Raw genomic sequence first — 26,149 nt, forward strand, 5'->3', positions numbered from 1 at the left:
CCCAGCAGGCGGATTTTCCGGACAGATCCGGGTACCCGCCCAGCCCAGCCTCAGTTTGCTGCGCCGATGCGGTAGACGACTTTACCTTCTCCATCCCGAATCTCCGTGGCTTCGACCTGGAGGCTGAGCCCGGGAAGGGAGGTCAGCGTATAGTTGCCGGCGACGGGACGCACCGTCGCCAGAAGCTCGCGATAGCCCTGGTCATCGAGGGTGACATGCGTATGGATGCCGTCGCTGCGAACAGTATTCGCGTCACCTCTTCCCCACACCACCACACACTCCGGATGATAGAGTGACAGCTCCCGGCCGAACCGCCAGCGATAGGGCAGCACCGCCAGCAGAGAACGCAAGGTCGTCGCGCTGAAGATCAGCGTGGTGGTCGAACTGTCCCTTTCGGCCTCGACACGATCGCCATAGATGATTTCGGTGGGTGAGCCATCCTGCCGGGCCCGGTCCTCGACGACGCTCAGCACAACGGGATCGGCGAGGATACTGGCCCTGGCAATATCCGTCACTCTTTTGGCCGAGCGGCTGGCCAACAGCGACGCGACCAAATCGACTCCAACATTCCAGACGGCATCCATCTCGTCACCGGTGATGCCGACCGCCTGGACGAAACGTAGCTTGCCGTTTGGGGTGTCGAGATCGGGCAGGTCAGGATCGGCAATGAAGATCAGGTTGAAAATCTGCGTCTCGATTTCCTGAACGATCGGAGCGAGACGTTGGCGATACTGTCCGGGTTCGAACACATTGCCGGTGTTGAAGACATAGCGTCCCAGCCCCTGCAACATCTCGAACGGCCATTTGGGTGGTTCCATCTCCTCGCCACGCTTGAGACGAAAGGTGAGTTCGAAACCAAAACCACTCTCGTCCGGATCGCTTGATTCCTTGCCAAAAAGCTCGGTCAAGCCATAGGTGACATAGTGCCAATGCGGTGTGTCGCCGGCGCCTTGATAGACGGAAACACCGTTGAGGACGCTGGAGCCTCCCAAGCCTGGCGGCGGCACCGCGGCGACATGGACTTCCTTCTGCCCGGGATAGAGACGCTCGCAAGCTGCATCGATGGCATGCCAGCCTGGAGCCTCATCCTTGTCGATCTGAGCCATTTCCGTACTCCCATGGGTTTCTTTTAGCCGCATTGATCCCAATAACCGGCCCGTCTTGCTTCTCGATGAGCCTCCCCGCCATCGAAGGAACCATAGCGATGGAAGATCAGGCCAGCCAAGCCTTTCATGCCGCTACGTCATCCTGCTAGCGTCGGCACGTTCTGACGGGCAGGTCCTTGACAGACTCAGCCCCCTCCCCGACCTGTCGGGGATGATCATTGCGCCTAATCCATCGAGGCAAGCCTCCCGGAGCATGGGGCTCCATGGCTAATCCTGGCGAAGTCGTCGAGGTGCTGCTGCCGGTGGCGCTGGAGCGCACCTATAGCTACCGAGTGCCTTTCGGCAACACGCTGATGCCGGGCGATGTCGTGCGCGTCACGCTCGGCCCGCGCGAGGTGGTCGGCGTGGTCTGGGATGGCGACGGCGTGCTGCCCGCCTCTTCCAACCGGCTGAAATATGTCGAGGAACGCCTCGAAATCCCTCCGCTGGGCGCCGAGATGCGTCGCTTCATCGAGTGGGTGGCGAACTGGACGCTGACACCACGCGGTATGATCATGCGCATGGCCCTGCGGGCGCCGGAATTGCCGCCGGAGAAACAGAGGCTCGGCTACCGCCTGGGCAAGCACGAGCCCGAGCGGCTGACAGCAGCACGCCGGCGGGTGCTCGATCATCTCGCCGATGGTTTCGTGCACGAAAAGCGCGCTCTGATCGAGGCGACAGGGGTGTCGCCGAGCGTGGTGGACGGTCTGGTCGATGCCGGCGCGGTCGAGCCCCTGGCCCTTCCACCGGAACCGGTGGCAGGCACACCGGATCTCGCCTTCGGCAGCGCCAGCCTGAACGAAGCCCAGGCGCTGGCCGCCGCCAGTCTGAGCCAGGCCGTGGCGGCGCGGCGCTTCTCGGCGATACTGCTGGAAGGGGTCACCGGTTCGGGCAAGACGGAGGTCTATTTCGAGGCGGTGGCCGAAGCCGTCAGGCAGGGCGGCCAGGCGCTGATCATGCTGCCCGAGATCGCGCTGACCAATCAGTTCCTCGACCGCTTCGCCGAGCGCTTCGGCGTGCGCCCGGCCGAATGGCATTCGGGCGTATCGGCCAACAAGCGGGCTCGGCTCTGGCATGGCATCGCCAAGGGCGAGGTTGCAGTGGTGGCCGGCGCCCGCTCGGCCCTGTTCCTGCCCTTCGTCGACCTGCGGGTCATCATCGTCGACGAGGAGCACGACGGTTCCTACAAGCAGGAGGACGGGCCGCGCTACAATGCCCGCGACATGGCGGTGGTGCGTGCCCGGCTGATCGATGCGCCGGTGGTGCTGGCCTCGGCCACCCCCTCGATCGAATCGAGGGTGAATGCCGATCGCGGCCGCTACGCCCATATCACCCTGCCCCAGCGTTTCGGTGGGCGGGCGCTGCCGTCGATCACTACCGTCGACATGCGCGAAGGTGGGCCCGAGCGCGGCAAATTCATTGCGCCCAGTCTGGTCTCGGCGGTGAAGGAAACGCTGGCAGCGGGAGAGCAGGCCCTACTCTTCCTCAACCGGCGCGGTTATGCCCCGCTCACGCTTTGCCGTAAATGCGGGCATCGCTTCCAATGCCCGAACTGCACGGCCTGGCTGGTGGAGCATCGCTTCCGCAAGAGCCTGGTCTGCCACCATTGCGGGCATACTGCGCCGGTGCCGCGCCATTGCCCGAGCTGCGAAGGCGAAGACACGCTCACCCCTTGCGGCCCCGGCGTGGAGCGCATCGCCGAGGAGGTCTCAGGTCTCTTCCCGGAGGCCCACACCGTGATCCTCTCCTCCGACATCCATGGTAGCGCCGAGCGCCTGCGCCAGGAGCTCGACACCGTCGCCAAGGGCGAGGCCAACCTCGTCATCGGCACGCAGCTCGTCGCCAAGGGCCATAATTTCCCTTTTCTGACGCTGGTCGGCGTTGTCGATGCCGATCTCGGCCTGGGCACCGGCGATCCGCGTGCGGCCGAACGCACTTTCCAACTCCTCGGCCAAGTCACCGGTCGGGCCGGGCGCGGCGAGCGCCCCGGCCGCGCTTTGCTACAGAGCTATGATCCCTCGCATCCGGTGATGCAGGCGCTGGTTTCCGGCGACAAGGAGAGTTTCTATGCGCGCGAGATCGCCGTGCGCGCCAAGGCCGGCCTGCCGCCCTATGGCCGCATGGCCGCCCTCACCATTTCCGACGAGGATCGCGGCAAGGCGGAGGGCTTCGCCCGCCAGCTCGTCAAATCGGCCCCCTTCGACGTTGCCCTGCGCGTACTCGGCCCGGCCGAGGCGCCGATCGCGGTGATCCGCGGCCGCCACCGCATGCGCCTGATCCTGCAAGCCCCTCGGGACTTCGCCCTACAGGATTATATCCGCGCCTGGCTCGCCGCCGGGCCGAAGGTAAGCGGACAGCTGGCGGTGGACATCGACATCGACCCGATGAATTTCGCATAAGGCTCCCCTCTCCCGAGTCGGGAGAGGGGAATTGCCCCTCACACGGCGTAATCCATCGCCTCAAGATCGGCGATCAGACCGGGGCCGGTGGGCTGCCATCCGAGCTTCCTGCGGGTCTGCTCGCTGGAAGCCGGCATGTCGTGCCCGGCAAACAGGCCGAGCCAGCCGAAATGGGTCCCGGCCTCGCCGAGGGGGATGGATCTGACCGGCACCTTCAGGCCTCGGCCGATCACTTCCGCGATTTCCCGCTGCGACACGCCTTCCTCCCCCACCGCATGGTATTTCGCACCCGGTTCGGCCTTCTCCAGCGCGAGCCGGTAGAGGCGGGCGACATCGAGGATATGGGCCGCCGACCAGCGGTTCCGGCCCTCCTCGATATAGGCCGACACCCCCTTTTCGCGGGCCACCGCGATGGCATAGGTGACGAGACCCTGCCTGACCGTATCGTGCACCTGGGGAAGGCGTACGACCGAGACGTTGCCACCCTCCGAGGCCACGGCCGCGGCCGCCTCCTCCGAGGCAGCGCGCGGGATTACTTTCGAACTGATCACGGCGCCGTCCTCCTTGGCCAGCTCGCCGGGCACGGTGCTGGCCATGGCGGTGCCCGAGGTCACGATCAGGGGTCTGTCAGAACCGGCAAGTGCCGAGCCGAGCGCCGCGATCACGTGGCGGTCATCCTCGCAATTGGCGGCGAAGGTCGAGAAATCATGGTTGAAGGCGAGGTGGATGACACCATCCGAGCTGACAGCGCCGGCCCTCAGGCTGTCGAGGTCCTCCAGCGAGCCGCGATGAACTTCGGCGCCCGCCGCAGCCAGAACCGTCGCCTTGTCTTCCGACCGGGCCAGGCCGAGAACCTGATGGCCCGCCCCGATCAATTCCTTCACGACGGCCGAGCCGACAAATCCGGTCGCGCCGGTCACGAATACGCGCATGAGCAAGTCTCCTAGCAAGATGGAGACAAGCATTGGCCCTTGGTTTATCCTGGTAAAGTAGTGACCTTATCGTATTATAATGGCTAACAGGATGAACGGGCAGATCACGCAGGAAATCAAGCTCGGCAGCTATCTGAGGGATCGCCGCGCCAAGCTCGACCCGGCCGCCTTCGGCTTCGGGCCGGCGCGCCGGCGCACACCCGGCCTGCGCCGGGAAGAAGTGGCGCAGCGCGCCAATATCAGTCCGACCTGGTACACCTGGCTCGAACAGGGGCGCGGCGGCGCGCCATCGGCCGACGTGCTCGACCGTATCGCCCGCGCCCTGCTGCTGACCGAAGTCGAGCGCGAGCACCTCTTCCTCATCGGCCTCGGGCGCCCGCCCGAAGTACGCTACCGCAAGGGCGAGGACGTCACGCCACGGCTGCAGCGCGTGCTCGACGCGCTTCATCCGAGCCTGGCCCTGGTCAAGACCGCGACCTGGGACATCGTGGCCTGGAACAAGGCCGCCGCCGCGATTCTAACCGACTATGGCGCTCTGCCACCCCACCAGCGCAACGTCCTGCGCTTCATGTTCCTCGACCCTAGCGTACGCGCCGCCCAATATGACTGGGAGAGCGTGGCCCGCTTCGTGGTGGCGACGTTCAGGGCCGATACGGCACGGGCCGGGGCAGCGGCGGAAGTGGCACCACTCATCGAGGAACTCTGCCGGCTCAGCCCCGAATTCGAGACGATGTGGCGCGACAACGACGTCCGAGCCCATGGCGACGGCGTCAAGCGCCTGCGCCATCCGGTGCTCGGCCCGATCACGCTGGAATATTCGTCCTTCGCCGTCGATGGCCGGCCCGATCTCAGCATGCTGGTCTACAACCCGACGCCTGATGACCGCGACAGGATCAAGGCCTTTCTCGACGGGCTGGCAAGCCCCTCTCCCGGGTCGGGAGAGCGGCAGGGGTGAGGGAAATGAGCAAGCGTTCACCAGCGTCCCCCCTCTCTCCCCACCGGGGAGAGGGGAGACACGTGGAGGTTTCTCGTGACGACCTCAGACAGTATGAGGGTCGCCAACCGCAGCGAACTTCGCGAGCTCCCATGACCGATCCCGTCCCCTCTCCCCGCCAATTGCTCGAAAATGTCGGCCTCGGCGCCCATGCCGAACGCATCCTGCCCCATGAGTTGCCCGCCATTGCGATCCTGCTGGGGACCGGAGCCGGAGATATCGGCCAGAGCCGGATCGGGGGCCTGCCGGACCTGCCGGCCTCGCTCGCCTGGCCTCGCACGGCCAAGGGGGAAGCCATGGAGTTCACGCTCCAGATCGACCTTGCCGAGCTTCCGCCCGCTGCCAGCGCACTGCCGCGGGCCGGCATGCTCTATGTCTTCATCGGCCTCGACGAACCAGCGACCAATATCGAACACCGCATCCTGCTTCACACCGGCGCCGATCCCCTGCATCCGGCCGCGCTGCCGACCGATATTCCCTTCGCCAACGACATGTTCGCCGATGTCGAGCCGCGCCGCCTCGAATTTGTCGCCGTCCCCGACTTCCCGCGCTGGGCCACGCAGGATTTCGCGGCGGTGACCCGCGACATGAGCGAGGACGAGCACGACACCTACAACGAGGATTTCATGTGGTCGCTCGAGCCGAACACGGCGAGCCCCATGCTCGGCAAGCTGTTCGGCCACGCCGCCGGCATCGGCTCGGACCCGCGCGAGGATGCCTATGTGGTACGGGAGGTCAATCCGAAGTGGCTCTACAACACCCGCGAACGCACCAGGCTCGACCTCACGCCGGCGCGCAGCTGGCGTCATCTGCTCACCATCGATTCATGCATGGCCCTCGGCCTCGGCATCTGGGATGCCGGCTATTTGCAATTTCTCCAGCACGAAAACGACCTCGAAAAACTGGATTTTTCCAGGGTCTATGCCGCCGCGGAAAGCAGCTGAGAATCCGCCAGGCGTCGCAGGGGTTCCCCATGACCGCCAAAAAAGGTATGAGCGTCGCCACATCGCGTTGAATTGAGCGAGTCATCATGACCAGTCCTGCCGCCGAAACCCGCCAGCTTCTCGAGGCTCTCGGGGTTCCGGCCAGCCGCTTTACCGGCGGCTCCCGCACCGTTCGCAGCCCCCTCACCGGCGAGACCATCGGCGCCGTCAAGGACGACAGCCCGGCCGAAGCCAAGGCCGCCATCGGCAAGGCGCAGGCCGCTTTCGAAGCCTGGCGCAAGGTGCCCGGCCCGCAGCGCGGCGAACTGGTACGCCTGCTCGGCGAGGAACTGCGTGCCGCCAAGACCGAGCTCGGCCGCTTGGTCAGCCTCGAAGTTGGCAAGATCGCCTCCGAGGGCCTGGGCGAAGTGCAGGAGATGATCGACATCTGCGACTTCGCCACCGGCCTGTCGCGCCAGCTCTATGGCCTCACCATTGCCACCGAGCGTGGCGACCATCGCATGATGGAGCAGTGGCACCCGGCTGGCGTCGTCGGCGTGATCTCGGCCTTCAACTTCCCGGTTGCAGTGTGGAGCTGGAACGCGGCTCTCGCCTTCGTCTGCGGCGACAGCGTGGTGTGGAAGCCTTCCGAGAAGACCCCGCTCACGGCACTGGCCGTGGAAGCCATCTTCAACCGTGCTGCCGCACGCTTCGGCGGCGTGCCGGACGGCCTGCTCACCCTCATCCTCGGCGCCCGCGAGGTCGGCGAGGTTCTGGTCGACGATCCGCGCGTTCCCGTGGTCTCGGCCACCGGCTCCACCGCCATGGGCCGTATCGTCGGCGAGCGTGTCGCCCGCCGTTTCGGCCGATCCATCCTCGAGCTCGGCGGCAACAACGCCTCGATCGTCACGCCCTCGGCCGATCTCGATCTCGCCCTGCGCGCCATCGCCTTCGCCGCCATGGGCACGGCGGGCCAGCGCTGCACCTCGCTGCGCCGCCTGATCGTGCATGACAGCGTCTATGACGACCTCGTCGGCAAGCTGAAGAAGGTCTATGCTGGCATCAGCGTCGGCAATCCGCTCACCACCGAATCGCTGGTCGGCCCCCTGATCGACAAGGCTGCCTTCGACGGCATGCAGAAGGCGCTCGAGGAGGCCCGCAAGGCCGGCGGCACCGTGCATGGCGGCGCCCGCGTCGCGGAAGCCGGCCCGCAGGAGGCCTATTACGCCCGTCCGGCCCTGGTCGAGATGCCGAAGCAGGTCGGCCCCGTCGTTAACGAAACCTTCGCCCCGATTCTCTATGTGCTGAAATATAGCGAGTTCGACGAGGCTCTCGCATTGCAGAATGGCGTGCCGCAGGGCCTGTCCTCCTCGATCTTCGCCACCGACATGCGCGAGGTCGAGCGCTTCGTCTCCGCCCAAGGGTCCGATTGCGGCATCGCCAATGTCAATATGGGCCCTTCGGGCGCCGAGATCGGCGGCGCTTTCGGCGGCGAGAAGGAAACCGGCGGCGGTCGCGAGAGCGGCTCGGACGCCTGGAAGGCCTATATGCGGCGCCAGACCAGCGCCATCAATTACGGCCGGACCCTGCCGCTGGCGCAGGGCGTGAAATTCGATGTCGACGACGGAGGGACGAGCCCTTGAGGATGGCGGAGACGAGACGCTTGAGAAACCTTGGATTTGCGCTGGCCGGCTGTGTGACAGCCGGTTTCCTCACCCTCCCCGGTCTGGCACAGGCGCAGACACAGGCAAAACAGGCTCCCTCCCAGGCCATGGCGGTCGAAGCACCCGGCCCGGTCCTCAAGGCCAAGGCCAAGCTCGAAAAGCGCGCCAAGCGTTCCGGTGCTGCGGCCACTTCCGTTGCCGCGGCACCCCTCGAGGCGATGAAAGGCGGCGAAGCCGCGCTCGCCACCATCCCCCTGCCGCCGGCCCGCCCACGCGACATCGCCGAGGCGAGCCCGGCGGCGCCTGCCGCGCACGAGGCCGAAATCCAGACCGCCAGCATCCCCACGGCGGCACCGGTGGCCGTGCAGAAAGCAGCAGCCGAGCCTTTGGATCTCAAGCCCATTGGCAATGTCGATTCCCTCATCACCAAGCACGCCGCCCGCTACAACGTGCCTGAGAGCCTGTTGCGCCGCGTGGTCAAGCGTGAAAGCGGCTTCAATCCCGGCGCACGCAACGGCCCCTATCTGGGCCTGATGCAGATGCGCCTCGATACCGCCCGTGGCATGGGTTACCAAGGCGGCGCCGCCGGTCTGTTCGACGCCGATACCAACCTCACCTATGGCGCCGCCTATCTCGCCAATGCCTGGCGCGTCTCCGGCGGCAGCCCGGACCGGGCGGTGCGGCTCTATTCCAGCGGCTACTATTACGAGGCCAAGCGCAGAGGCATGCTGCCGCATTTGATCAAGGGCAAGCCCAGCCGCTGAGGAGAGAGCAGGCTCTTCCCGCCTAGAGCAAAGCGCGTTCATGACTGAACGCTTGTTTGCTCTAACTCATTGGTTCGACTCGTCTTTTCGATTCCGGGTGACTCCGTCAAATCGCAAGATGCCATCGCGGGAAGGCTTTTCGATCTCCAGCAGCACCTGACCATATCCGACATGTCCCAGCCTGAACTCAGCATCATCATCCCCACCAAGGACCGCCCCGACCTCCTGCGGCGGGCGCTGGCCTCGACGCAGGCTCAATCCTTCCGGGATTTCGAGCTCGTCGTGGTGGATGACGGCGATGGCAGCGGGGCGCGCCTTGCTGAAGAACTCGGCGTCGATCGCCTCCACACCTTGCTGACCGGTGGCAGCGGCCAGGTTCCGGCCCGCAATCTCGGTGTCGCCGCGGCGCGCGGCCGGCGCATCGCCTTCCTGGACGACGACGACTGGTGGGCCGAGCCGGATCATCTCGAGCGTGTGCTCGCCAAGGCCGACAGCCGCGGCCTTCTCTATGCCTCCGGCCGCATCGTTGCCGAGGGCGATCGCGCCGACGCCGGCAGCGAACTCACCTTCGAGGCTCATGCCGACGCCGAAGCCATCCGCCGCGACAATCGCCTGCTGGTGTCTGGCGTCGTCTATCCGCGCAGCCTGCACCAGAATCTCGGCCCTTTCGACGACAAGCTGCCCTACTACTGGGATTGGGACTGGTATCTGCGCCTGTTCGCCGCCGGCGTGCCGTTCTCCGGCCCGCTGGGCGATCGGGTGCGCATTTCCGCCCGGAACGACAGCGTCTCGGCCGCCGCCAATCTCGCCGCGCGCCAAGCCAACCTGACCCGCCTGTCCGCCAAGCATGGCTTGAGCCAGCTCGTACTGCGCAATCACGAATCGATCGCCCGGGAGGGCGGCCGGCCTTCGTGAGGCAGATCTACCGAGGCTCTACGCTCTTCTCATGAAAAGCTCTCCGATTGCCGTAGCGTTTCGGCAAGCCGGCGGAGCATGCTTGCAGATCGGCGATTGCTCCCTATGATCTCCTGCAACCATAACGAATAGCATCCAGGGAGATCCACATGTCCACCATGCTCCTCAACCGTCGCGGCCTGCTTTCCGCCGGCGCCGGGCTTGCCTTGACAGCCTTCTCTGCGCCCGCATTGGCGCAAAAGCGTATCCGCATGGTGGTTGCCACCGGCGGCACAGGTGGGGTTTTTTATCCCTATGGCGGAGGCCTGGCCAAGATCTTCTCTGAAAAGGTCCCCAATCTGCAGGCAACGGCCCAGGTCACCGGCGGTTCGGTCGACAATGCCAAGCTGCTGCATGCCGGCGAGGCGGAGCTCGGCTTTTCCACGCTCGATTCCACCTATGACGCGGTCAACGGCCTGGGCGCCTATGAGCAGGACGGCAAGCAGGATGTCGCGGTGCTCGCCGTACTCTACGACTCCTTCCTGCATGTGGTGGCGAGCAAGGATGCCGGCATCAGCCGTATCGCCGATCTCAAGGGCAAGCGCGTTTCCATCGGCTCGGCCGGCTCCTCCACCGAATCGATTGCCGACCGTATCCTGGCCGCCGCCGGGCTCGACCCCAAGACCGACGTGACGCGCGACAATCTCGGCGTAGCCGAATCGGTCGGCGCGCTCAAGGATGGCAAGGTCACCGCCTTCTTCTGGATCGGCGGTGTACCGACCTCGGCAGTGCGCGACCTCGCCACCACCAGCCAGCCGCCGATCTCCTTCATCCCGGCCGATGCCGAACTCGCCGTGGTCGAGCAGAAATATCCGGGCCTCTACCGCCCCTTCCTCCTCAAGAAAGACGCCTATGCCGGCCTGACCGGCGACGTCGCCGGCCTCGGCATCGCCAATGTGCTGATCGTCTCGGCCAAGGCCGAGGACAGCCTGATCACAACCATGCTGGATGGCTTGTTCAACAATCTCGATGAGATCCACAAGGTCCATCCCGAAGCCCGCAAGCTCTCGCTCGCCACGGCCGCGACCAAGACGGCCGTGCCCTTCCATCCGGCGGCGGAGGCCTATTACAAGGCCAAGGGCGTGCTGAAGTGACCCCTGGGATCGCCGGCATCCTTGCCGGCTCTTTCCGTCCTGGGGACCCAGCGGCTGCGAGAACCGGTTGGAAGCCTGCCGTTCCAGGAAGATCTCCTATGCAGGTTAGCAAATCAGATTGGCCCCATGCGTGAAACCGAAACCAGGGTCGAGCTGACCGAAGAGGAATTCGAGCAGCTCGCTTCCGACAATGAGGGCGGGCCGGCGGCACATCTGTCCGGCTGGCTCGGGCGGGTGACCGGCCTGTGCCTGTTTGGCCTCTCGGCCTATGTGCTCTATTGGACGCAGTTCGCCGTCAACACCACGATCTATCGCGTCAGCTTCCTGGCCATCGTGCTGGCCCTGGTCTTCGCTCTGTTCCCGCTGATACGCGACCGCACGCCGCGCGCCGCCTCGATCGAGGAATGGCTGGCCGGGCTGATCGGCGCCCTCGCCTGCCTCGCCTTGGCGCTGCAGAGCGGCATCTTCGCCCGCAGCCTGCCAGCGGCATTGCAGCTCGTGGTGGTGGGCCTCACCTTCGCCTTGATGCCGTTGGCGACGCGCAGCCGGCTCCTGATCACCACCCGCGTGCTCGATTGGATCCTGGTCGCACTCTGCATCGGCACAGCCCTGGTGCTCTGCCTGACCATCGAGGATTACAAGGCCCGGCCCACCCGCCCGACACCGGAGGAACTGGTGCTCGGCGGCGCCCTGATCCTCCTGGTGCTGGAGGCGACCCGCCGCACCGTCGGCTGGATCCTGCCAGCGATCGCCATCATCTTCCTGTTCTATTGCTATTTCGGGCCCTATATCCCCGAGCCTTTCGACCATCGCGGCTTCTCCCTGCAGCGCATCATCGGCCAGAACGCCCTGACGCTGGAAGGCCTGTTCTCGACGCCGCTCGACGTCGCCGCCACCTTCATCATCCTGTTCACCATCTATGGCGCGGTGCTGGAGCGCGGCGGGGCCGGCAAGTTCTTCATCGACTGGGCCTTCGCCCTGTTCGGCAAGACGCCCTCGCCCTCCGCACCCGGCCGCGCCGTGGTGACCTCGGGCTTCCTGCTCGGCACGGTGTCGGGCTCGGGCGTCGCCACCACCGTGACCATCGCCTCGCTCGCCTGGCCGATGCTGCGGCGCTCGGGCTACACACCCAACGTTGCCGGCGGCATGCTCTCGGCAGCCGGCATCGGCGCCACGCTATCGCCGCCGACATTGGGGGCAGCCGCGTTCATCATCGCCGAGTATCTCAATGTCGACTATCTCGACATCCTGATCTACGCCACCATCCCGACCCTGCTCTATTACCTTTCCTGCTGGCTGATGACGGAGGCCGATGCCCGCCGCCTCAAGGTCACGCCGGTAAAGACCTCCGACGCCTCGCTCTGGCAGCTGACGGTGAGCGAGGGCTACCACTTCCTCTCGCTCGGCGCGATCGCCGTCTTCCTCATCCTCGGCTTCACCTCCTTCCTGGCGGTGTTCTGGTCGATCGCCATCGCCTTCGGCCTGTCGATGATCCGCGGCCATTCCCGCCTGGTGACCCCGCGCGCCTTCGCCATCGGCGTGGTCGCGGGCCTCGCTGCCTATGGCTTCGGCAAATCCGGCCTGTCGGCGCAGATCGGCCTGGTCAATCTCTTCGACGGGCGCATCTCGGTCTGCGTGTTCTGGGGCATGGCGGCGGCCACGCTCGCCTCCGGCCTCGAAGCCTGGCTGGCCCTGCGCGCCGGGCGTACGCCCGATCCCGCAGCGACACGCATGATCGAGGCCTTGATCGATGGCTCGCGCTCGGTGCTCGGCATCGCCTCGATCTGCGCCTGCGCCGGCATCATCGTCTCCGTCGTCAACCTCACCGGCCTCGGCCTGACCATCTCCTCGATCATCGTCACGCTCGGTGGCGGCGAGCGGGTGGTGGTGATCATCCTCGCCGCCATCGCCATGTGGATCCTCGGCACCGCCGTGCCGGTGACGGCGAGCTACATCATCGCCGCGGTGATGCTGGTGCCGGCGCTGACTGGCGTCGGCGTGCCGGAACCGGCCGCCCACATGTTCATGTTCTATTACGCCGTGCTGGCAGACGTCTCCCCGCCCACGGCGCTCGCCCCCTTTGCTGCGGCGGCAATCACCGGCGGCACGCCGTTCCGCACCATGATCCAGGCCTGGAAATACACGCTGCCGGCCTTCCTGGTGCCCTTCATGTTCTGTTTGACACCGGACGGCCTGCGCCTGCTGATGCTGGCCCCGGGCGGCGGCTGGCCCGCCGATCTCGGCGAATGGCTGCAGGTGCTGCTGACCACGGCCACCTCCTGCCTCGCCCTGGTCGGGCTCGCCATGGGCGCCACCGGCTATGCGCTGCGCCATGCCAATGCGCTCGAACGGATCCTGGCAACCATTGGCGGCGCCCTGCTGCTGGCCGCCGACGCCTGGGCCGATCTCGGCGGAACCGCCTTCCTCGGGGTGGCCCTGCTGCTGCACTGGCTGCGCGTGCGCCCGACGCTCGGCGAAAAGGAGGCATGAAATCCGGTCTTGCGACGGGTCTAGGTAGCGCAGGCCTGCTATAGGAGGACGAAGACAGAACCAGGATGGAGGCCCACGATGTCGCTGCAGGGCAAAAGGGTCTGGATTGCCGGCCATCGCGGCATGGTCGGCGCCGCCCTGATGCGGCGGCTCCAGGGCGAAGACTGCACGCTGCTGACGGCGGGCAGGGCCGAGCTCGACCTCCGGCGGCAGGCCGATACCGAAGCCTGGATCGAGCGGATGCGCCCCGAAGTGATCTTCCTCGCCGCCGCCAAGGTGGGGGGCATCCTGGCCAATGCCAGCTTTCCGGCCGATTTCCTCTACGACAATCTCGCCATCGAGGCCAATGTGGTGCATGCGGCCGCCCGCGCCGGCGTGAGCAAGCTTGTCATGCTCGGCTCGAGCTGTATCTATCCACGCGATGCCGCCCAGCCGATCGGCGAGGATCAGTTGCTGTCAGGCCCGCTCGAGCCGACCAATGAGTGGTATGCGATCGCCAAGATCGCCGGCCTCAAGCTGGTGCAGGCCTATCGGCGCCAGCAAGGCTGCGACTTCATCGCCGCCATGCCCTGCAATCTCTATGGCCCGCACGACAATTTCGACCTGGCGTCGAGTCATGTCCTCGCCGCCCTCATCCGGCGAGTGCACGAAGCCAAATTGCGCCAAGCGCCCGCGATCGAGATCTGGGGCAGCGGCACGCCTCGGCGCGAATTCCTGCATGTCGACGACTGTGCCGACGCTTTGGTGCGCCTCGCCGGGGACTACTCGGATGAAAGGCCGATCAATATCGGGGCTGGCGAGGACATCACCATCCTGGAACTGCTGGAGGCCGTGAAGCGCGTCGTCGGCTATGCCGGCACCACCACGCATGATCGCAGCAAGCCGGACGGCACGCCGCGCAAGCTGATGGATTCCTCGCGCATCACTGCACTCGGCTGGCGCCCGCGAATCGGACTCGAGGATGGCCTGGCCCGGACCTATGCCTGGTATCTTGCCCATGAAGACAGGATCAAATCTGCCGGATCCTAACTTTCTCGACCTCCGCCTTCATCCAGCTTGTTGCCGCGCTCGGTCTCGATATCGGCAGTCATCATCTCCGTCACCAGCGCCTCGAAGGTAGTGTGATGGCGCCACCCCAGCACGGCATGTGCCTTGGCGGCATTGCCGATGAGACAATCGACCTCGGTTGGCCGGAAATAACGCGGGTCAATGGTGACGAGTTCGCGTCCGCTGGCCCGGTCGAGCCCCCTCTCCGCAATACCCTCGCCAACCCAGTCGAGTGAACGCCCGACATGGGCGAAGGCCCGTTCGACGAAATCGCGCACCGAATGGACCCGGCCCGTCGCCAACACATAGTCACCGGGCTGGTCCTGCTGCAGCATGCGCCACATTCCCTCCACATAGTCGCGGGCATGGCCCCAGTCGCGCCGGGCTCCGAGGTTGCCGAGATAGAGCCTGTCCTGCCGGCCGGCCTCGATGGCCGCCACCGCCCGGGTGATCTTGCGGCTGACGAAGGTCTCGCCGCGCACCGGGCTTTCATGGTTGAACAGGATGCCGTTGGAGGCGTGCAGGCCATAGGCCTCTCTGTGGTTCACCGTGGTCCAATGGGCATAGAGCTTGGCGATGGCATAGGGACTGCGCGGATTGAAGGGTGAGCTCTCGTCCTGCGGCCGGTCACTCTGGCCGCCATAGAGCTCGGAAGTGGAAGCCTGGTAGAAACGGCAGCGCCCTTCCAGCTTGAGGGTGCGGATGGCCTGCAGCAGGCGCAGCGCGCCGATGGCGTCGATGTCGGCGGTATATTCGGGCATATCGAAGCTGACGCGTACATGGCTCTGCGCCGCCAGATTGTAGATCTCGTCGGGCTGCACCGCATCGATGACCCGCACCAGGCTCTGCCCATCCTGCATGTCGGCATAGTGGATATGCAGGCGCCGTCCTTCCACATGAGGATCCTGGTAGATCGCGTCGAGCCGCGCCGTATTGAAGGAGGAAGATGGCCGCTTGATGCCGTGGACCTGGTAGCCTTTCTCCAGCAGCAGCCTGGTGAGGTAATAACCGTCCTGTCCCGTCATGCCGGTGATAAGCGCCGTCTTGCCGTTCATGCTGCCCTCCCCTTGTCGGCCTTGCACCCGTCGCAGAGGCAGCCATCTCATGCGTCCGGTATGGATCAGAGCGTAGCCCCCCGCAAGCCGATGAAGGAATGCCTGCCGGCCAGTTGAGTTATGGCCGGTGAGCGGGTAGCACTCGAATCTGATCCTCCTTGCGCAAACAGGCCGCTTTTCCCATGTCCCAGGAACCGCCCTTTCTCAATGCCATGGAAGCCCGCATCTTCGGCTGCCTGATCGAAAAGCAGCTGCTGACGCCGGACGCCTATCCGCTGACGCTCAACGCGCTGCAGGCTGCAGCCAACCAGAAGACGTCGCGCGAGCCGGTGATGGCCCTGGAGGCGGGGGAGATCGGGCATACGCTTGCGACACTGGAACAGCAGGGACTGGTGCGCCGCGCCTTCGGCTCGCGCGTCGAGCGCTACGAGCATCTCGCCGGCCAGCGCTTCAACCTGACCAAGCAGCAATCGGCCCTGCTGGCGGTGATGTTGCTGCGCGGCCCGCAGACGCTGAACGAATTGCAGACCCGGACCGACCGCATGGCGAGCTTCGGCTCGGCCGACGAGATCAGGCAGGAGCTCGATCTGCTCGCCAGCGCCCGCCCGCCGCTGGTCAAGGAGATCGGCCGCGCGCCGGGGCAGCGCGAGGACCGCTTCGCGCATCTGCTTTCGGGCGATGTCGAGGTCTCCATGATCGCCGCCCCGGCACCGCGCGCCGCGGCGGCATCCCCATCGGCCATTGCCGAGCTTGAGGAGCGCGTGCGCACGCTGGAAGAGCAGGTTGCAGACCTCAAGGCACGGCTCGACGCCGTAGGAGCCTAGTTTCGGGACGTGGTTGCCGGCGGTGATGCCATCACGATTGTATTGGCAGGGCCAACAGACGCAGATTCACTCCGGATAGTCCCTCTTCGGATGAATCAGCTGGTTCTCGCCATCTTCCATCGCTTCCCAGCCGAGAAATTCGGCGATCCGTGTGGCAAGGTCCGAATACCAGCCAAAGCAGGGCGGGCTCTCGGTGCCGACCAGCACCACGCGATCGAAGAACGGAATGAACTCGCCGTTGCTGGCCCACTCACCGGAATCAGTCGTCTTGACGATCGTCAGGTCAACCCAGGGCTTTCCGGGCGCATGGCCGAACGACACAGGATGTTTTTGTCGCAAATCCGGCAAGGTTTGCAGGAATGCGACCAGCCGCCGCGTGTCCGACGGTGCGCAAGCCGGAGAAGGCGGACGAATGGTCAGATAGCAATACATCCGCGCGCGGCCCCTTCAGGATCAGACGTAGGGCTTTGGCGCTGCGCCCCTCACACGAAAGTCCAACCCTGGCGCATTTTCCGAAAAAGTCGATAGACCGTTCGATTGGAAATCGCCTCTTCCCTCGGTATTGGCTTCGCCTGCGCCGTCTTCACGCCGCCTCCCGGCGATCACGGGCGCGGTCATAGGCACTGGGCTTCTGGCGCCAGTGCCCTTCCACGGCATCGGCGATCAGGGCGCCATAGACGGCATCGACGACGAGGGCGTTGCAGATTTCGTCAAACCAGGGATCGCCCTCCCTCAGCGTCGTGAAAGACGCCTTGCGCTCCTGCCGGTTCCAGACATTGAGCTTCACGCTGTCGAAGCGCATTGCGGTGCGGGAAAGACCAAAGCAGACGTGAGCGGCGCCATCGAGGGGTCCGGCCAGCAGGCCGCCGATCTGAACGAGATGAAGCTCCTCGAAGGCCAGGGTATAGTCGGGCATGGCTGACAGCTCCCATCACGGGCAAATCCCGTGGCTTATGGGAACAATGCTCCCAATATGGGTACATTTTGTCAAGCCAGACTGGGACCAAATCAGAAGCCGGAACCAAATCAGAAAAAATGCCAGCCGGCGACGACCTTGCCGACGATCTGCAGCTCGTCCTCGCTACGGGCGATCTGGACATGGCCGCCATTGTCGCTGATCACCCGGATGGTGTTATCGCCGAGGATCTTGGAGGTCTCGATACGCTTGGCCTGGATGTCGCCCCAGCGATCGCGAATGGCATAGATGCCGTCGGGCGAGGGAATGCGATGGCGGGTATCGATGATCAGCGGCGTTCCCGGCGCAATCGTCGGGCGCATGGAATCGCCCTTGGCCTCGATGATCAGCAGTTCCCCCGGCTTGGCGCCGATGCCGCGCAGGAACCAGGGCGGAAACACCCAGGCATCGGGTTTCACCGCATCCCGAGTCTCGATCTTATCGCCGTCGCGGTAATAGGCGTGCGCCACCTGCCCGCCACCGCCCATGCCGGCACGGGCATCGATCTCGACGATGCCATTGCCGGGAATGCGCGGCGGCGCATCGGGATCGAGCGCCTCGGGCGCCTCCGGTTCGAAGAAGCCGTCGGGTTGGTGCTCGTCGGGATCGAAGGAGGCAAGCTGCAGACGATTCGACATCAGATCGCCGGGATCGACCTTCAGCGCCGCGGCGGCCCGCACGATCCATATGTCCGACAGGCGCCGCTCGCCCCGCTCCAGCTTCACGAGCTGGGACCTCTTTGTCCCCATTGCCTCGGCCAGCGCTTGCTGCGACAGGCCCTTGGCGGTGCGCAACGCTTTGAGATTGTTCCCCATACGGGTACATTGCCCCAGAAATCCCGTCTTGACCAGAATTATTTTTGGGAACATTCCTCTTGCTTAATGAACCCATAATGGGTACATTCAGTTCATAGCCAGTACACGTTCCCCCAGCGCCATTCGCATCGGGGGCCAGCGTCTCCCGGTAGGCCATACGAAAAAACAAATCAGGCAAGCGCTTTGCGCGCCCCACGACGCCTCCGGAAGTCCGGAGGCAGGCCGCGGCGCCGTGACGGCTCATGGCCTGACGACACAAAAAGGAGGCAGCCTCATGCAGCAGCCGGACGATCCGGGCTTCGCCCGTCACGACATCGCAGGGGACGCATGGCCGGAGGCTGGCCACGATGCCGGCACCCGCCTCCTTGCCCTCGCTTTGTGCGCCCTCTCCGGCGGGCTCCTGGCTGCAATCGTCAGCCTCGTCACCGCCTGGCTGCGATGAGCGCCCGTCCTTCCGGCTCGTTTTCCTCCCAGCCCCTCTCATCGGAGATCGACATGGCGATGCCGAACAGCAAGCCCCGGCACTATCGTGCGGCGGATCAGCTCGAAACCGCACGCGCCCTGCGTGCCAAGGGTGCCAATCTGCGCCAGATCGCCCGGGCCCTCGGCCGCAACCATCGGGCCGTAACAGCCCTCCTCGCCCAGCTCGGCCCATCCCAGAATCAGGTCGAAGGCGGCGAGAGCGAGGAAACGGCCGAGCAGGATCGCCAGGCGCAAGCGCATCGACGAGCCACCCTGCAGCATCTCAACGATATCCGGCGCGAGCATGGCTTCGACAAGCGTTGGGAAAGCTACGTCCTGCGGCCGGAGACGGCGCTGCCTCTCGATAGTTGGCGCTTCCTCGACTTCTCTCCCACCGGTTCGCCCGCCGAGATGTGTGCCGGTCAGCTCGAACACTAAAAACTGGAAACGGGTTCAAAGTGCCCCGCCCAATCACAAGCCGGCTCGGTAATTCCACCCCAGAGCGCCTGGCTTGCACCGCTATTTGCACCCTTCTCCTTTCTCCCCTAGCCAGGAGGCCGCCTGAGATGCGCCCCTCTCCCTTCTTGAAGATCCGCCAACGCGAACCTTCGGGCCGGCTCCAGCGCGAGAGCGTCGCCGAAATCACCGCCACGGCCACAAGGAATCGCATCCGCATGGGCGTCCGGCCCGGGGACGCGCGCAGCCAGCTTGCCGGCTCGGTGTTCGGGCGCCTCTGCCTGCAGCAGGAGATCAATGCCCGGCAATATGAGGCAGGCTGCCGCTTTGCCATTGCCGTGATCCGCTATGCCAAGGTCATGGGCTTTGCCTCGCCCAACCCGCGCTCGCTCGACATGCTGATGCTGGGCGGTGGCGGCCATGGCGAGGAAGCCGGCGATGCCGAGGCTATCGCCAAGGCGCGCCGGCGCTACGAGGACATGTTCACCGCCCTCAACGACGCGCCCGATGGCAAGCGCTATCTCAAGGCACTCAAGGCCTGCATCCTGCAGGATCAGCATGCCGAGCTCGGTGATTTGCGCTGCGGATTGAATATTCTTTGCCGACTATGGGGTTGACGGCAATTACCCGATATGGCAAATTAAGATCCTGAGAAAAAGCGCCCCACCGAAAGGTCCAGGCGCTTTTTTCATGCCCGCTCCTACCGCAGCGTTCTGCTGATGCCAACGGCATCGAGGCCTGACCTGTCATCCCCGGCGGGCCGAAGGCTCGGGAAGGGGATCCAGGCGCAAAAGGACAGCCCTCAGTCCTAAATCCCCTTTCCCTCCGCTCTCAAACGCTGTGACTCACTGACTTCCCGGCGGCCTTGCACCAGGTTTGACGGTGCGACATCACCTCTCCATCCGCGCACACGCATACCGTGCCGAGAGACTTGCCTATCGCGAGGCCCATTCCTGCTTCCGGCGAATGCCGCGGCTGCAAGCCGGCCCCCCCCAAGCCTCCCCCATCCTTGGACATTTCCCATCCTCACCCCCGCTCCCGGCGGGGATTTTCTTTTGCCCGGTGGATCGACCATGCCCCGTTTTCCCGACTATCGCGCCGAAATCGGCTTAACTCCCGGCGCCACGCCCCAGATCCGCACCGGCGCCGAGGCGATCGGCCAGGGCCTGCAGGCCCTCGGCGGCGGCCTGAGCGAGGCGGCCGCCGGCCTCGAGCACTACCAAAAGAGGCTCCGGCAGGAAGCCGCCTTCGACGACGACAACAAGCTCGGCCTTTACAAGCAGCAGCGGCAGGCCGCGCTGGCCGAGGCCGCCAAGACCATGCCGGCGGAAGCGACGGGCTTTACCGCCGGCTTCGCCAGAACCATCGCCAAGGCCGACACTACCTTTCTCGGCTCGATCTCGGCCGGCAATCGCCAGCGTGTCGCCACCGATCTCCTCAGCTTCAATGACAGCCTGTTGAACCAGGCCAGCCAGTTCGAATATGGGCAGCGCGGCACCTTCGAAACCAATGCGATCACCGCCGCCTACCAGACCTCTCTCGCCGCCATCCGGCGTGACCCGTCCCAGCGCGAGCCGGCGCTTGCCGCACTCAACGCCAGGATCGACGGCGCCACCTCGATCCCCGCGGCCGACAGGGCGCGGCTGAAGCGGGACATTGCCGCCGGCTCCTCGATCGAATGGGCGAAGGGAACGGCCGGCAGCGATCCCGACAGGATGAGCGCGCTCGTCTGGGGCGCCAAGACCACGCTGCCCAAGGGCGTGATCGGCCCGGCCCAGGCCGACCGTGAATCCGCCGCGATGTCCTATTTCATCGGGCGCGGCTACAGCCGGGAGCAGGCGGCCGGCATCGTCGGCAATCTCGTGCATGAGAGCGCGGGCCTGGCGCCCTCGAGCCGGAACCCGGGTGATGGTTCGGACGGCTCCGACAGCGTCGGCATCGCCCAGTGGAACGGCGACCGCGCCAGGAATCTGCAGGCCTTCGCGGCTGCCCGGGGCAAGGACTGGCGCGATTTTTCCGTGCAGCTCGCTTTCGTCGACCACGAATTGAACACCGATCATGCGGGCGTGAAGGCCAAGCTCCTGGCAACTCGGAAGCCCGACGAGGCAGCCGGCGTGTTCGTCACCGATTATGAGCGTCCGGCCGGATCGCAGGGCGGCGCCGCCGCCTCGCATGGCTGGGACAACAGGCGCAACCAGGCGCGGCGGCTGGCGGCGGGCGACTACCAGCCCGGCGAGGTCGAGGAGAGGGCACCCGATCCGGTCGTCGCGTCCCTGTCAGCAGACGATCGCAGCGGACTCGTGAGCTTTGCCCGGGCCCAGCGCAGCCAGGGCCAGGCCGTGGCCCAAGGCGATCTCGAACCGCGCATCCAGGATGCCACGCGAGCCTTGACCACCATCGGCCGCTATGACGGCCGGCTACCAACCGCCGCCGAGTTCAGCGCCAGCTATGGCCCGGAGGACGGCGCGCGCCGCTATCGCAGCTTCGAGCGCACGCTGGGCCTGGGCGCCGACATCACCGCCATCCGGGCGATGACGCCGGCCGAGCAGACCGCCTGGCTCGCCGTCCGCGCCCCGAAAGGCCAGGGTCCCGCCTTCGAGACGGAGCGCCAACTCCATGAGCGGGGCAGGCAGGCCATCGCCCTCAACCAGGCGTTCCGCCGCAAGGATCCCAACGGCTATATCCGCAGCCTGCATCCCGAAATCGACCGGCTCTGGAGCGAGGCGGGCACCTCGCCCGAGCGGCTGAAGGCCGCGCTTGCAGCCACCAATGCCGCCATGGACAGGCTCGGCATGCCCACCGAGGGGCGGGCGCTGCTGCCCAAGGCGATGGTGGACCAGGCGCTCGCCGCCTTCGGCGACAAGAGCAAGCCGCTAGCCGAGCGCATCGCTCCTTTCCGCGCCCTCGTCACCGCATCCGGCGATGCCGCTCAACAGGCGACCGTGTTTGCCCAGGCCATGCTGACAGGCTTGCCGCGTCTCACCGCGCCGGCGCTTGCGGCCTTCGGCCGAGGCGACAATGCCAGAGCCACCCGCCTGCTCGCCGCCGCCCTCAACGAACCGGCGGTGCAGGCTACAGCCCCGACGAGCCCACTCGCCTTGCGTGGCGGCGGGCCGAATGCCGATGGAGCCAGTCCAACCTGGCGGCCGCCGCGTACAGACACCGCCATCGATCTCGCTCCTGCCATGGCGGGCGAACTTGCCCGGCTGCGAGCGGCTGGTACGAACGGCTTCGATCCCCTCACCGCCATGCTGTATGACAGACTGATCGAGAACAATCTCCGCCTCAACGGTGGAGATCCCGCCGACGCCCACGCCCTTGCGACCCAGGACCTGCACCGCCCCGGCCCCGCGCTCTATGCCGGCCTTCGCAACCCTGCCATCGTCACCGACGTACCCGCTATCGGCACCGAACAGGACAATGGCGGCGCTCGCCTACCAGGCCACATCGTCAACACGCCCAGCAAGCCGCCCTTCGAGGTACCCGAGCGGCCCGGCGAGGCGGCCAACCAGAACGGCGGCATGAGAATGCCGACTTTGCCGGGCGCCACAGTCGACAGTAGCGGCAAGTCGATCATCGGGAACCCGCAACCGCAGGAAGTAAGGCCGGCTAGAAATACACCGGGCGTTTTGGAGCCCCCATCCCCGCCTAAGCCCGGCGTGCCGCCTCCGACGCAGGAGCCCCTTACCTCTCCGCTTCGAATGCGAGGTGCCAACTTCGCCAAAGGAGCCGCCGGAACAAGTGCCGCCCTGCTTGGACTGCTTCTGGCAGCGTTGAACGGAGCCACGGAGGTTTCTGATCCTTATCCCGGCACCATCATACCCCGCACTTATGTGCTGCCCGCATTTGGGGGCGTCAGAGTCTCGCCTGAGGCAACCGGCATCCTGCTTGTCGGTTCAGAGAAATGGGGCGACAAGCCTGAAGATGAGCGAAAGCAAGATCAGGCCGAGCGCCTGCAACGCTTCAACATTGCGGCCAGCGACGCGCTACGTCAAACCGCCGGGCATCCTCAAGGTCGCGAGCTGATCTCTTCCAGCGGATACGACTTCATCGTTACGCCGGGAACCAGGGAAGGAGAAGCGGGGACGATCCTCGCTGTACGAGAAGCGGGACGCGAGCCCTCTTGGTACTCTGGCTGGTTTGGTGACGAAGGCGAGCAACCGGGCCGATGGTTTGGCACACCGCCAGCAGAAACCCAGCCGAACTCGCCCCTAAAACCGGGGCAGGAATCGATCCCGCTCGGTACGCCCGGGCTACCCGGTACCACTCAGCCCGGCATATCGCCACTTGGGACACCGGGTACGCCGGATGCACCCCAAGCGCCAGACATGCGCCCCGCACAGCAACCCGGGCAAGAGCGGGTTGCTCCCCTCACCGCAAGCGGCCAGGACAAACCGCCGGGTTCCGGCGAAACACCACCCGCAGAAGGCGCTCCTGCCGAACAAGAGACGCCAACCCAGGATTCGGACATTGATCCGGCAGAGCCAAACCCGGATACGGCAAACGACAATCTTGACAAGAACAAACAGGGAACTAATCTATCTCCAGCAAAACCCGAGCCTGCATCACGCAACACAGATTGGGTCCAGAAACTCTACGAAGGCTTGGCACTTGCCAGGACAAAATGGCAAGCCAAAGCACGTGAATACCAATTGAATAATCCCGGCAAGAGCTTACGCCAGCCAAAAGTTTTTTCGATTGGTGTTACGGATGGCCCACCAGTTTCCTCGACAAACCCGGGGTCTAGATCAGAACATGGCGATGCCGATGCTGATACACTGGCAGCTAATTCCATTCGCGAAAGCGGAAGAGAGCCGGACCCAAATGGGCGAACTGCCAACGAAGCCATGCAAGATGCTCATGCGGAGCTTTTTGTATTACAAGAATTGCATCGCCAAGGACGCACTGAGGGACGCAGCCTCAACATGGTCGTCACTGGCAAAAAGGTATGTCCAATGTGCCGCAAGGACCTTCCGAAGGCGGCCGAGGCTGCTGGATTGAATGAATGGACTATATTTGAAGAGGCAACAGGCCACACCCTATACTGGAGAAAGGGTGACCGTTCTTTTAAAAAAATCTCGGGAGAGCAACAGTGAGAATTTCCGAAGATTATCGCATTATATTGACGTGGACTTTAGATGACGAGCATTACGGGCGCCGATCAACCTGGAATCCAACATGGGAAAACATAGAAGAAAAATTGAATATGCTTCGAGATCAGCAAACAGGTGATGTAACGCTTGAGGCTAACCCAAAAAACCACGAAAGAATGGATAAGATTATTACCGTAGAAGGGCAAGAGGGATATTTCCGTATTATTTTCATTGATGTCATCAATGGGAAATCCGTTGAACGTCAGACTTTCGATAGGACTCTTCCCGCCCGCATGAGGGAACTACCCGACGAGGATTGGGACGAACGTCGCCTCTTCCGCGACTTCGATTTTGCCTACCAGGTCTTCAAAGAGTTTTTCGAAACCCAGAGCGTCTCCTCGCCACGAATCGTCTAGGCGGGCTGCCAACCGAACGTTCAAGCCCTCCCAAACGCAGGCCGTTGCTGAAATTGAGTGAGCTGCCCCAGCAGCGACGACAAAATTTCAGAAATTTTGCCGACTACCGGATTGACGAAATTCGGCCTTTATGGCATATTGAGAGCATAAGAAATCGCGCCCGGCTCTCAAGGTCGGGCGCTTTGCGTTTGAGGCCGCCGGATAGCGCCGGGGGCTCATACCCCTGGCCTGGTTGCGGTCTTCCTCCAGCGCCCAAAGCGCGAAAATCCCTGGCAAGGCGGCCGATCGCCTAAACCAACAGGCCCGGCGCGAGATCGATACCATCATCGTGTAGAGCGCGGCATGGCCGTCGACGGCGTGCCGTTCTCGTCCTCCGCCCATCCCGCCTGGACGACCTCAACCGGGCGCGATCCCGCGGCCGTCTTCGAGATCGTCCCCACCCCGCCTCGGCGGTTTTTTTGCCCACATCGGAAGCCCCGCATGCCCAATCCCTCCGGCGGCTCAGCGCGCGCCGCCCTTGCGATCAACTGGCTGGCGCTCGCCAGGCTGTTCCGGCGCGCCCGTGGCGACGAGGCCACGCTCAAGCTCGCCCTCGCCTATCACAACGTCTTCGATACCCGGAACGAGGACGTGCAGATCGTCCTCGCCGACCTCGCCGACTACACCGGTTTCTACCAGGTGAACGGGGAAGGTATCCCACCCGACGACCGCGCGTTTTCGGATGGCAAGCGAGCCGCCTTCGGGCGGCTTTTTCGTTTTCTCAACCTGACTGACGAGGAGAAGGCCGCGCTGTCGCAGGCAGCGCGCGCGGAAGCCATCGCCAGTTCCAACCAAGGCATCATCTGATGACTGACCAGGCAAACCCTGGGGCCGCCATGGCGGGAACCCCGGACGGCGCCACCGTTCCTCCGGCCAACAACGGGTCGCCGGCCGGCGGCGCGACGGACTTCCTTGCGGGCCTGCAGAATGCGGAAAGCCGGCAATGGGTCGAAAGCAAAGGCTACAGGGCGCTTGATCCGCTGGTCGAGTCGGCGCGCCACGCCGACCGCATCCAGGCCGAGTACAACGAGTTCAAGGCCAAGGCCCTCACACCGCCGGCAGCCGACGCCAAACCCGAGGACTGGCAGGCCTTCTATGCCAGGCTCGGCCGGCCCGAGACGGCGGAAGGCTACGAATTCCGCCTGCCCCAGGGGCTGCCCGAAGGCTTCGCCTATGACGGCCAGAGCGCCAGCGCCTATCGGGGCTGGGCGCATGAGGCCGGCCTCACGCCGAGGCAGGCCCAATCCCTCCACGATCGCTTCGTGCAGCACCAGGCCGGACAGCAATCGGCCTATGTGCAGGCCGTCGTGCAGCGGGGCGAGGCCGCGCAATCGGCGCTGGTCAGGGCCTGGGGCGACACGGACAGCGAGGCCTTCCGCCAGAACGTCGAGTTCGCCGACCGCTTCATCCGCCAGAACGGCGGCGAGACGCTGATGGGCGAATTGAAGTCGAGCGGCCTGATCTCCCCCGATGGCTACGTGCTCTCCCCTGCTCTGGCCCAGGCCATGGCGAGGGCCGGCAAGGCGCTCTACGCGGAAGACCAGTTCGCAACCGGCGGTGTGGCGGGCGGGTCGCGCTCGGCAGCCGAGACCCTCTATCCGGTCGATCCGTTCCGGCGGTGAGACCTT

At 65.0% G+C, this 26,149-nt stretch carries 23 protein-coding genes; 17 read left to right on the plus strand and 6 right to left on the minus strand.

Annotation, left to right across the window (positions count from 1 at the left end; all coding sequences use genetic code 11):
* Nucleotides 1-50 precede the first annotated feature (50 nt).
* A complete protein-coding gene (locus tag ACIGJE_RS00920; RefSeq protein ID WP_311945021.1) occupies nt 51-1,106 on the minus strand; it encodes a suppressor of fused domain protein in 1,056 nt (351 codons plus the stop codon).
* A 263-nt stretch (nt 1,107-1,369) separates the two neighbouring features.
* Here ACIGJE_RS00920 and ACIGJE_RS00925 point away from each other — a divergent pair, with 263 nt between their 5' ends.
* Nucleotides 1,370-3,544 carry a primosomal protein N' gene (locus ACIGJE_RS00925; RefSeq protein WP_483679100.1) on the plus strand — a complete coding sequence of 725 codons (2,175 nt, stop codon included), beginning with the start codon at nt 1,370-1,372 and terminating at the stop codon, nt 3,542-3,544.
* Between the two features lie 38 nt (nt 3,545-3,582).
* Here ACIGJE_RS00925 and ACIGJE_RS00930 read toward each other — a convergent pair whose 3' ends face one another.
* Nucleotides 3,583-4,476, minus strand: a complete 894-nt coding sequence (locus tag ACIGJE_RS00930; protein WP_367626863.1) for an SDR family oxidoreductase — start codon at nt 4,474-4,476, stop codon at nt 3,583-3,585.
* Between the two features lie 91 nt (nt 4,477-4,567).
* Here ACIGJE_RS00930 and ACIGJE_RS00935 point away from each other — a divergent pair, with 91 nt between their 5' ends.
* The 8 genes from ACIGJE_RS00935 to ACIGJE_RS00970 all read left to right on the plus strand — a co-directional run bounded on the left by ACIGJE_RS00935 (nt 4,568) and on the right by ACIGJE_RS00970 (nt 14,388).
* Entirely contained in the window at nt 4,568-5,431 is an 864-nt protein-coding gene (locus ACIGJE_RS00935; RefSeq protein WP_367626864.1) for a helix-turn-helix transcriptional regulator, read from the plus strand.
* Nucleotides 5,432-5,562: 131 nt separating this feature from the next.
* Complete coding sequence (locus tag ACIGJE_RS00940; protein ID WP_367626865.1) at nt 5,563-6,414, plus strand: DUF1963 domain-containing protein; 852 nt, start codon at nt 5,563-5,565, stop codon at nt 6,412-6,414.
* A gap of 86 nt (nt 6,415-6,500) precedes the next feature.
* Nucleotides 6,501-8,036 carry an L-piperidine-6-carboxylate dehydrogenase gene (gene amaB, locus ACIGJE_RS00945; RefSeq protein ID WP_367626866.1) on the plus strand — a complete coding sequence of 512 codons (1,536 nt, stop codon included), beginning with the start codon at nt 6,501-6,503 and terminating at the stop codon, nt 8,034-8,036.
* Between the two features lie 20 nt (nt 8,037-8,056).
* Nucleotides 8,057-8,821: a transglycosylase SLT domain-containing protein gene (locus ACIGJE_RS00950; RefSeq protein WP_483679101.1), complete on the plus strand. Its 765-nt coding sequence runs from the start codon at nt 8,057-8,059 to the stop codon at nt 8,819-8,821.
* A 171-nt stretch (nt 8,822-8,992) separates the two neighbouring features.
* Nucleotides 8,993-9,736 (plus strand): glycosyltransferase family 2 protein, encoded by a 744-nt coding sequence (locus ACIGJE_RS00955; RefSeq protein ID WP_415086345.1) that lies wholly within the window; start codon nt 8,993-8,995, stop codon nt 9,734-9,736.
* A gap of 149 nt (nt 9,737-9,885) precedes the next feature.
* The gene (locus ACIGJE_RS00960) at nt 9,886-10,869 is read left to right on the plus strand and encodes a TAXI family TRAP transporter solute-binding subunit (protein ID WP_415086343.1); all 984 of its coding nucleotides are present in this window, start codon (nt 9,886-9,888) and stop codon (nt 10,867-10,869) included.
* Nucleotides 10,870-10,995: 126 nt separating this feature from the next.
* Nucleotides 10,996-13,359: a TRAP transporter permease gene (locus ACIGJE_RS00965; protein ID WP_415086341.1), complete on the plus strand. Its 2,364-nt coding sequence runs from the start codon at nt 10,996-10,998 to the stop codon at nt 13,357-13,359.
* A gap of 78 nt (nt 13,360-13,437) precedes the next feature.
* A complete protein-coding gene (locus ACIGJE_RS00970; protein ID WP_415086339.1) occupies nt 13,438-14,388 on the plus strand; it encodes a GDP-L-fucose synthase family protein in 951 nt (316 codons plus the stop codon).
* Here ACIGJE_RS00970 and gmd read toward each other — a convergent pair.
* Nucleotides 14,385-15,461 (minus strand): GDP-mannose 4,6-dehydratase, encoded by a 1,077-nt coding sequence (gene gmd, locus ACIGJE_RS00975; protein WP_311944092.1) that lies wholly within the window; start codon nt 15,459-15,461, stop codon nt 14,385-14,387. The two genes, ACIGJE_RS00970 and gmd, sit on opposite strands and share 4 nt — an antisense overlap.
* A 182-nt stretch (nt 15,462-15,643) precedes the next feature.
* Between gmd and ACIGJE_RS00980 the strand changes: the two genes are divergently transcribed.
* Nucleotides 15,644-16,285, plus strand: coding sequence for a YceH family protein (locus ACIGJE_RS00980; RefSeq protein ID WP_394312482.1), 642 nt, complete (start codon nt 15,644-15,646; stop codon nt 16,283-16,285).
* A 66-nt stretch (nt 16,286-16,351) separates the two neighbouring features.
* Here ACIGJE_RS00980 and ACIGJE_RS00985 read toward each other — a convergent pair whose 3' ends face one another.
* From ACIGJE_RS00985 to ACIGJE_RS00995, 3 genes are all read right to left on the minus strand, one after another.
* Complete coding sequence (locus tag ACIGJE_RS00985) at nt 16,352-16,717, minus strand: hypothetical protein (protein WP_367626874.1); 366 nt, start codon at nt 16,715-16,717, stop codon at nt 16,352-16,354.
* 151 nt (nt 16,718-16,868) lie between these two features.
* A complete protein-coding gene (locus ACIGJE_RS00990; protein ID WP_311944086.1) occupies nt 16,869-17,201 on the minus strand; it encodes a hypothetical protein in 333 nt (110 codons plus the stop codon).
* Nucleotides 17,202-17,311: 110 nt separating this feature from the next.
* Entirely contained in the window at nt 17,312-18,055 is a 744-nt protein-coding gene (locus tag ACIGJE_RS00995; protein ID WP_440728048.1) for an XRE family transcriptional regulator, read from the minus strand.
* 274 nt (nt 18,056-18,329) lie between these two features.
* On the opposite strand from ACIGJE_RS00995, the gene ACIGJE_RS01000 reads away from it, so the two are divergent.
* The 7 genes from ACIGJE_RS01000 to ACIGJE_RS01030 all read left to right on the plus strand — a co-directional run bounded on the left by ACIGJE_RS01000 (nt 18,330) and on the right by ACIGJE_RS01030 (nt 26,143).
* Nucleotides 18,330-18,497, plus strand: a complete 168-nt coding sequence (locus ACIGJE_RS01000; RefSeq protein ID WP_311944085.1) for a hypothetical protein — start codon at nt 18,330-18,332, stop codon at nt 18,495-18,497.
* 53 nt (nt 18,498-18,550) lie between these two features.
* A complete protein-coding gene (locus tag ACIGJE_RS01005) occupies nt 18,551-18,955 on the plus strand; it encodes a hypothetical protein (RefSeq protein WP_415086333.1) in 405 nt (134 codons plus the stop codon).
* Nucleotides 18,956-19,083: 128 nt separating this feature from the next.
* Entirely contained in the window at nt 19,084-19,590 is a 507-nt protein-coding gene (locus ACIGJE_RS01010) for a hypothetical protein (protein ID WP_415086331.1), read from the plus strand.
* A 456-nt stretch (nt 19,591-20,046) separates the two neighbouring features.
* The gene (locus ACIGJE_RS01015) at nt 20,047-24,069 is read left to right on the plus strand and encodes a phage tail tip lysozyme (RefSeq protein WP_483679102.1); all 4,023 of its coding nucleotides are present in this window, start codon (nt 20,047-20,049) and stop codon (nt 24,067-24,069) included.
* Entirely contained in the window at nt 24,066-24,482 is a 417-nt protein-coding gene (locus ACIGJE_RS01020; protein ID WP_483679103.1) for a DUF6911 family protein, read from the plus strand. The genes ACIGJE_RS01015 and ACIGJE_RS01020 overlap by 4 nt, the downstream gene beginning before the upstream one ends.
* Before the next feature lie 342 nt (nt 24,483-24,824).
* Nucleotides 24,825-25,328 (plus strand): Bbp19 family protein, encoded by a 504-nt coding sequence (locus ACIGJE_RS01025; RefSeq protein ID WP_483679104.1) that lies wholly within the window; start codon nt 24,825-24,827, stop codon nt 25,326-25,328.
* Nucleotides 25,328-26,143: a hypothetical protein gene (locus ACIGJE_RS01030; RefSeq protein ID WP_483679105.1), complete on the plus strand. Its 816-nt coding sequence runs from the start codon at nt 25,328-25,330 to the stop codon at nt 26,141-26,143. The genes ACIGJE_RS01025 and ACIGJE_RS01030 overlap by 1 nt, the downstream gene beginning before the upstream one ends.
* Nucleotides 26,144-26,149: the final 6 nt, after the last annotated feature.

The organism is Labrys sp. E2SS-1L (genome assembly GCF_057073705.1).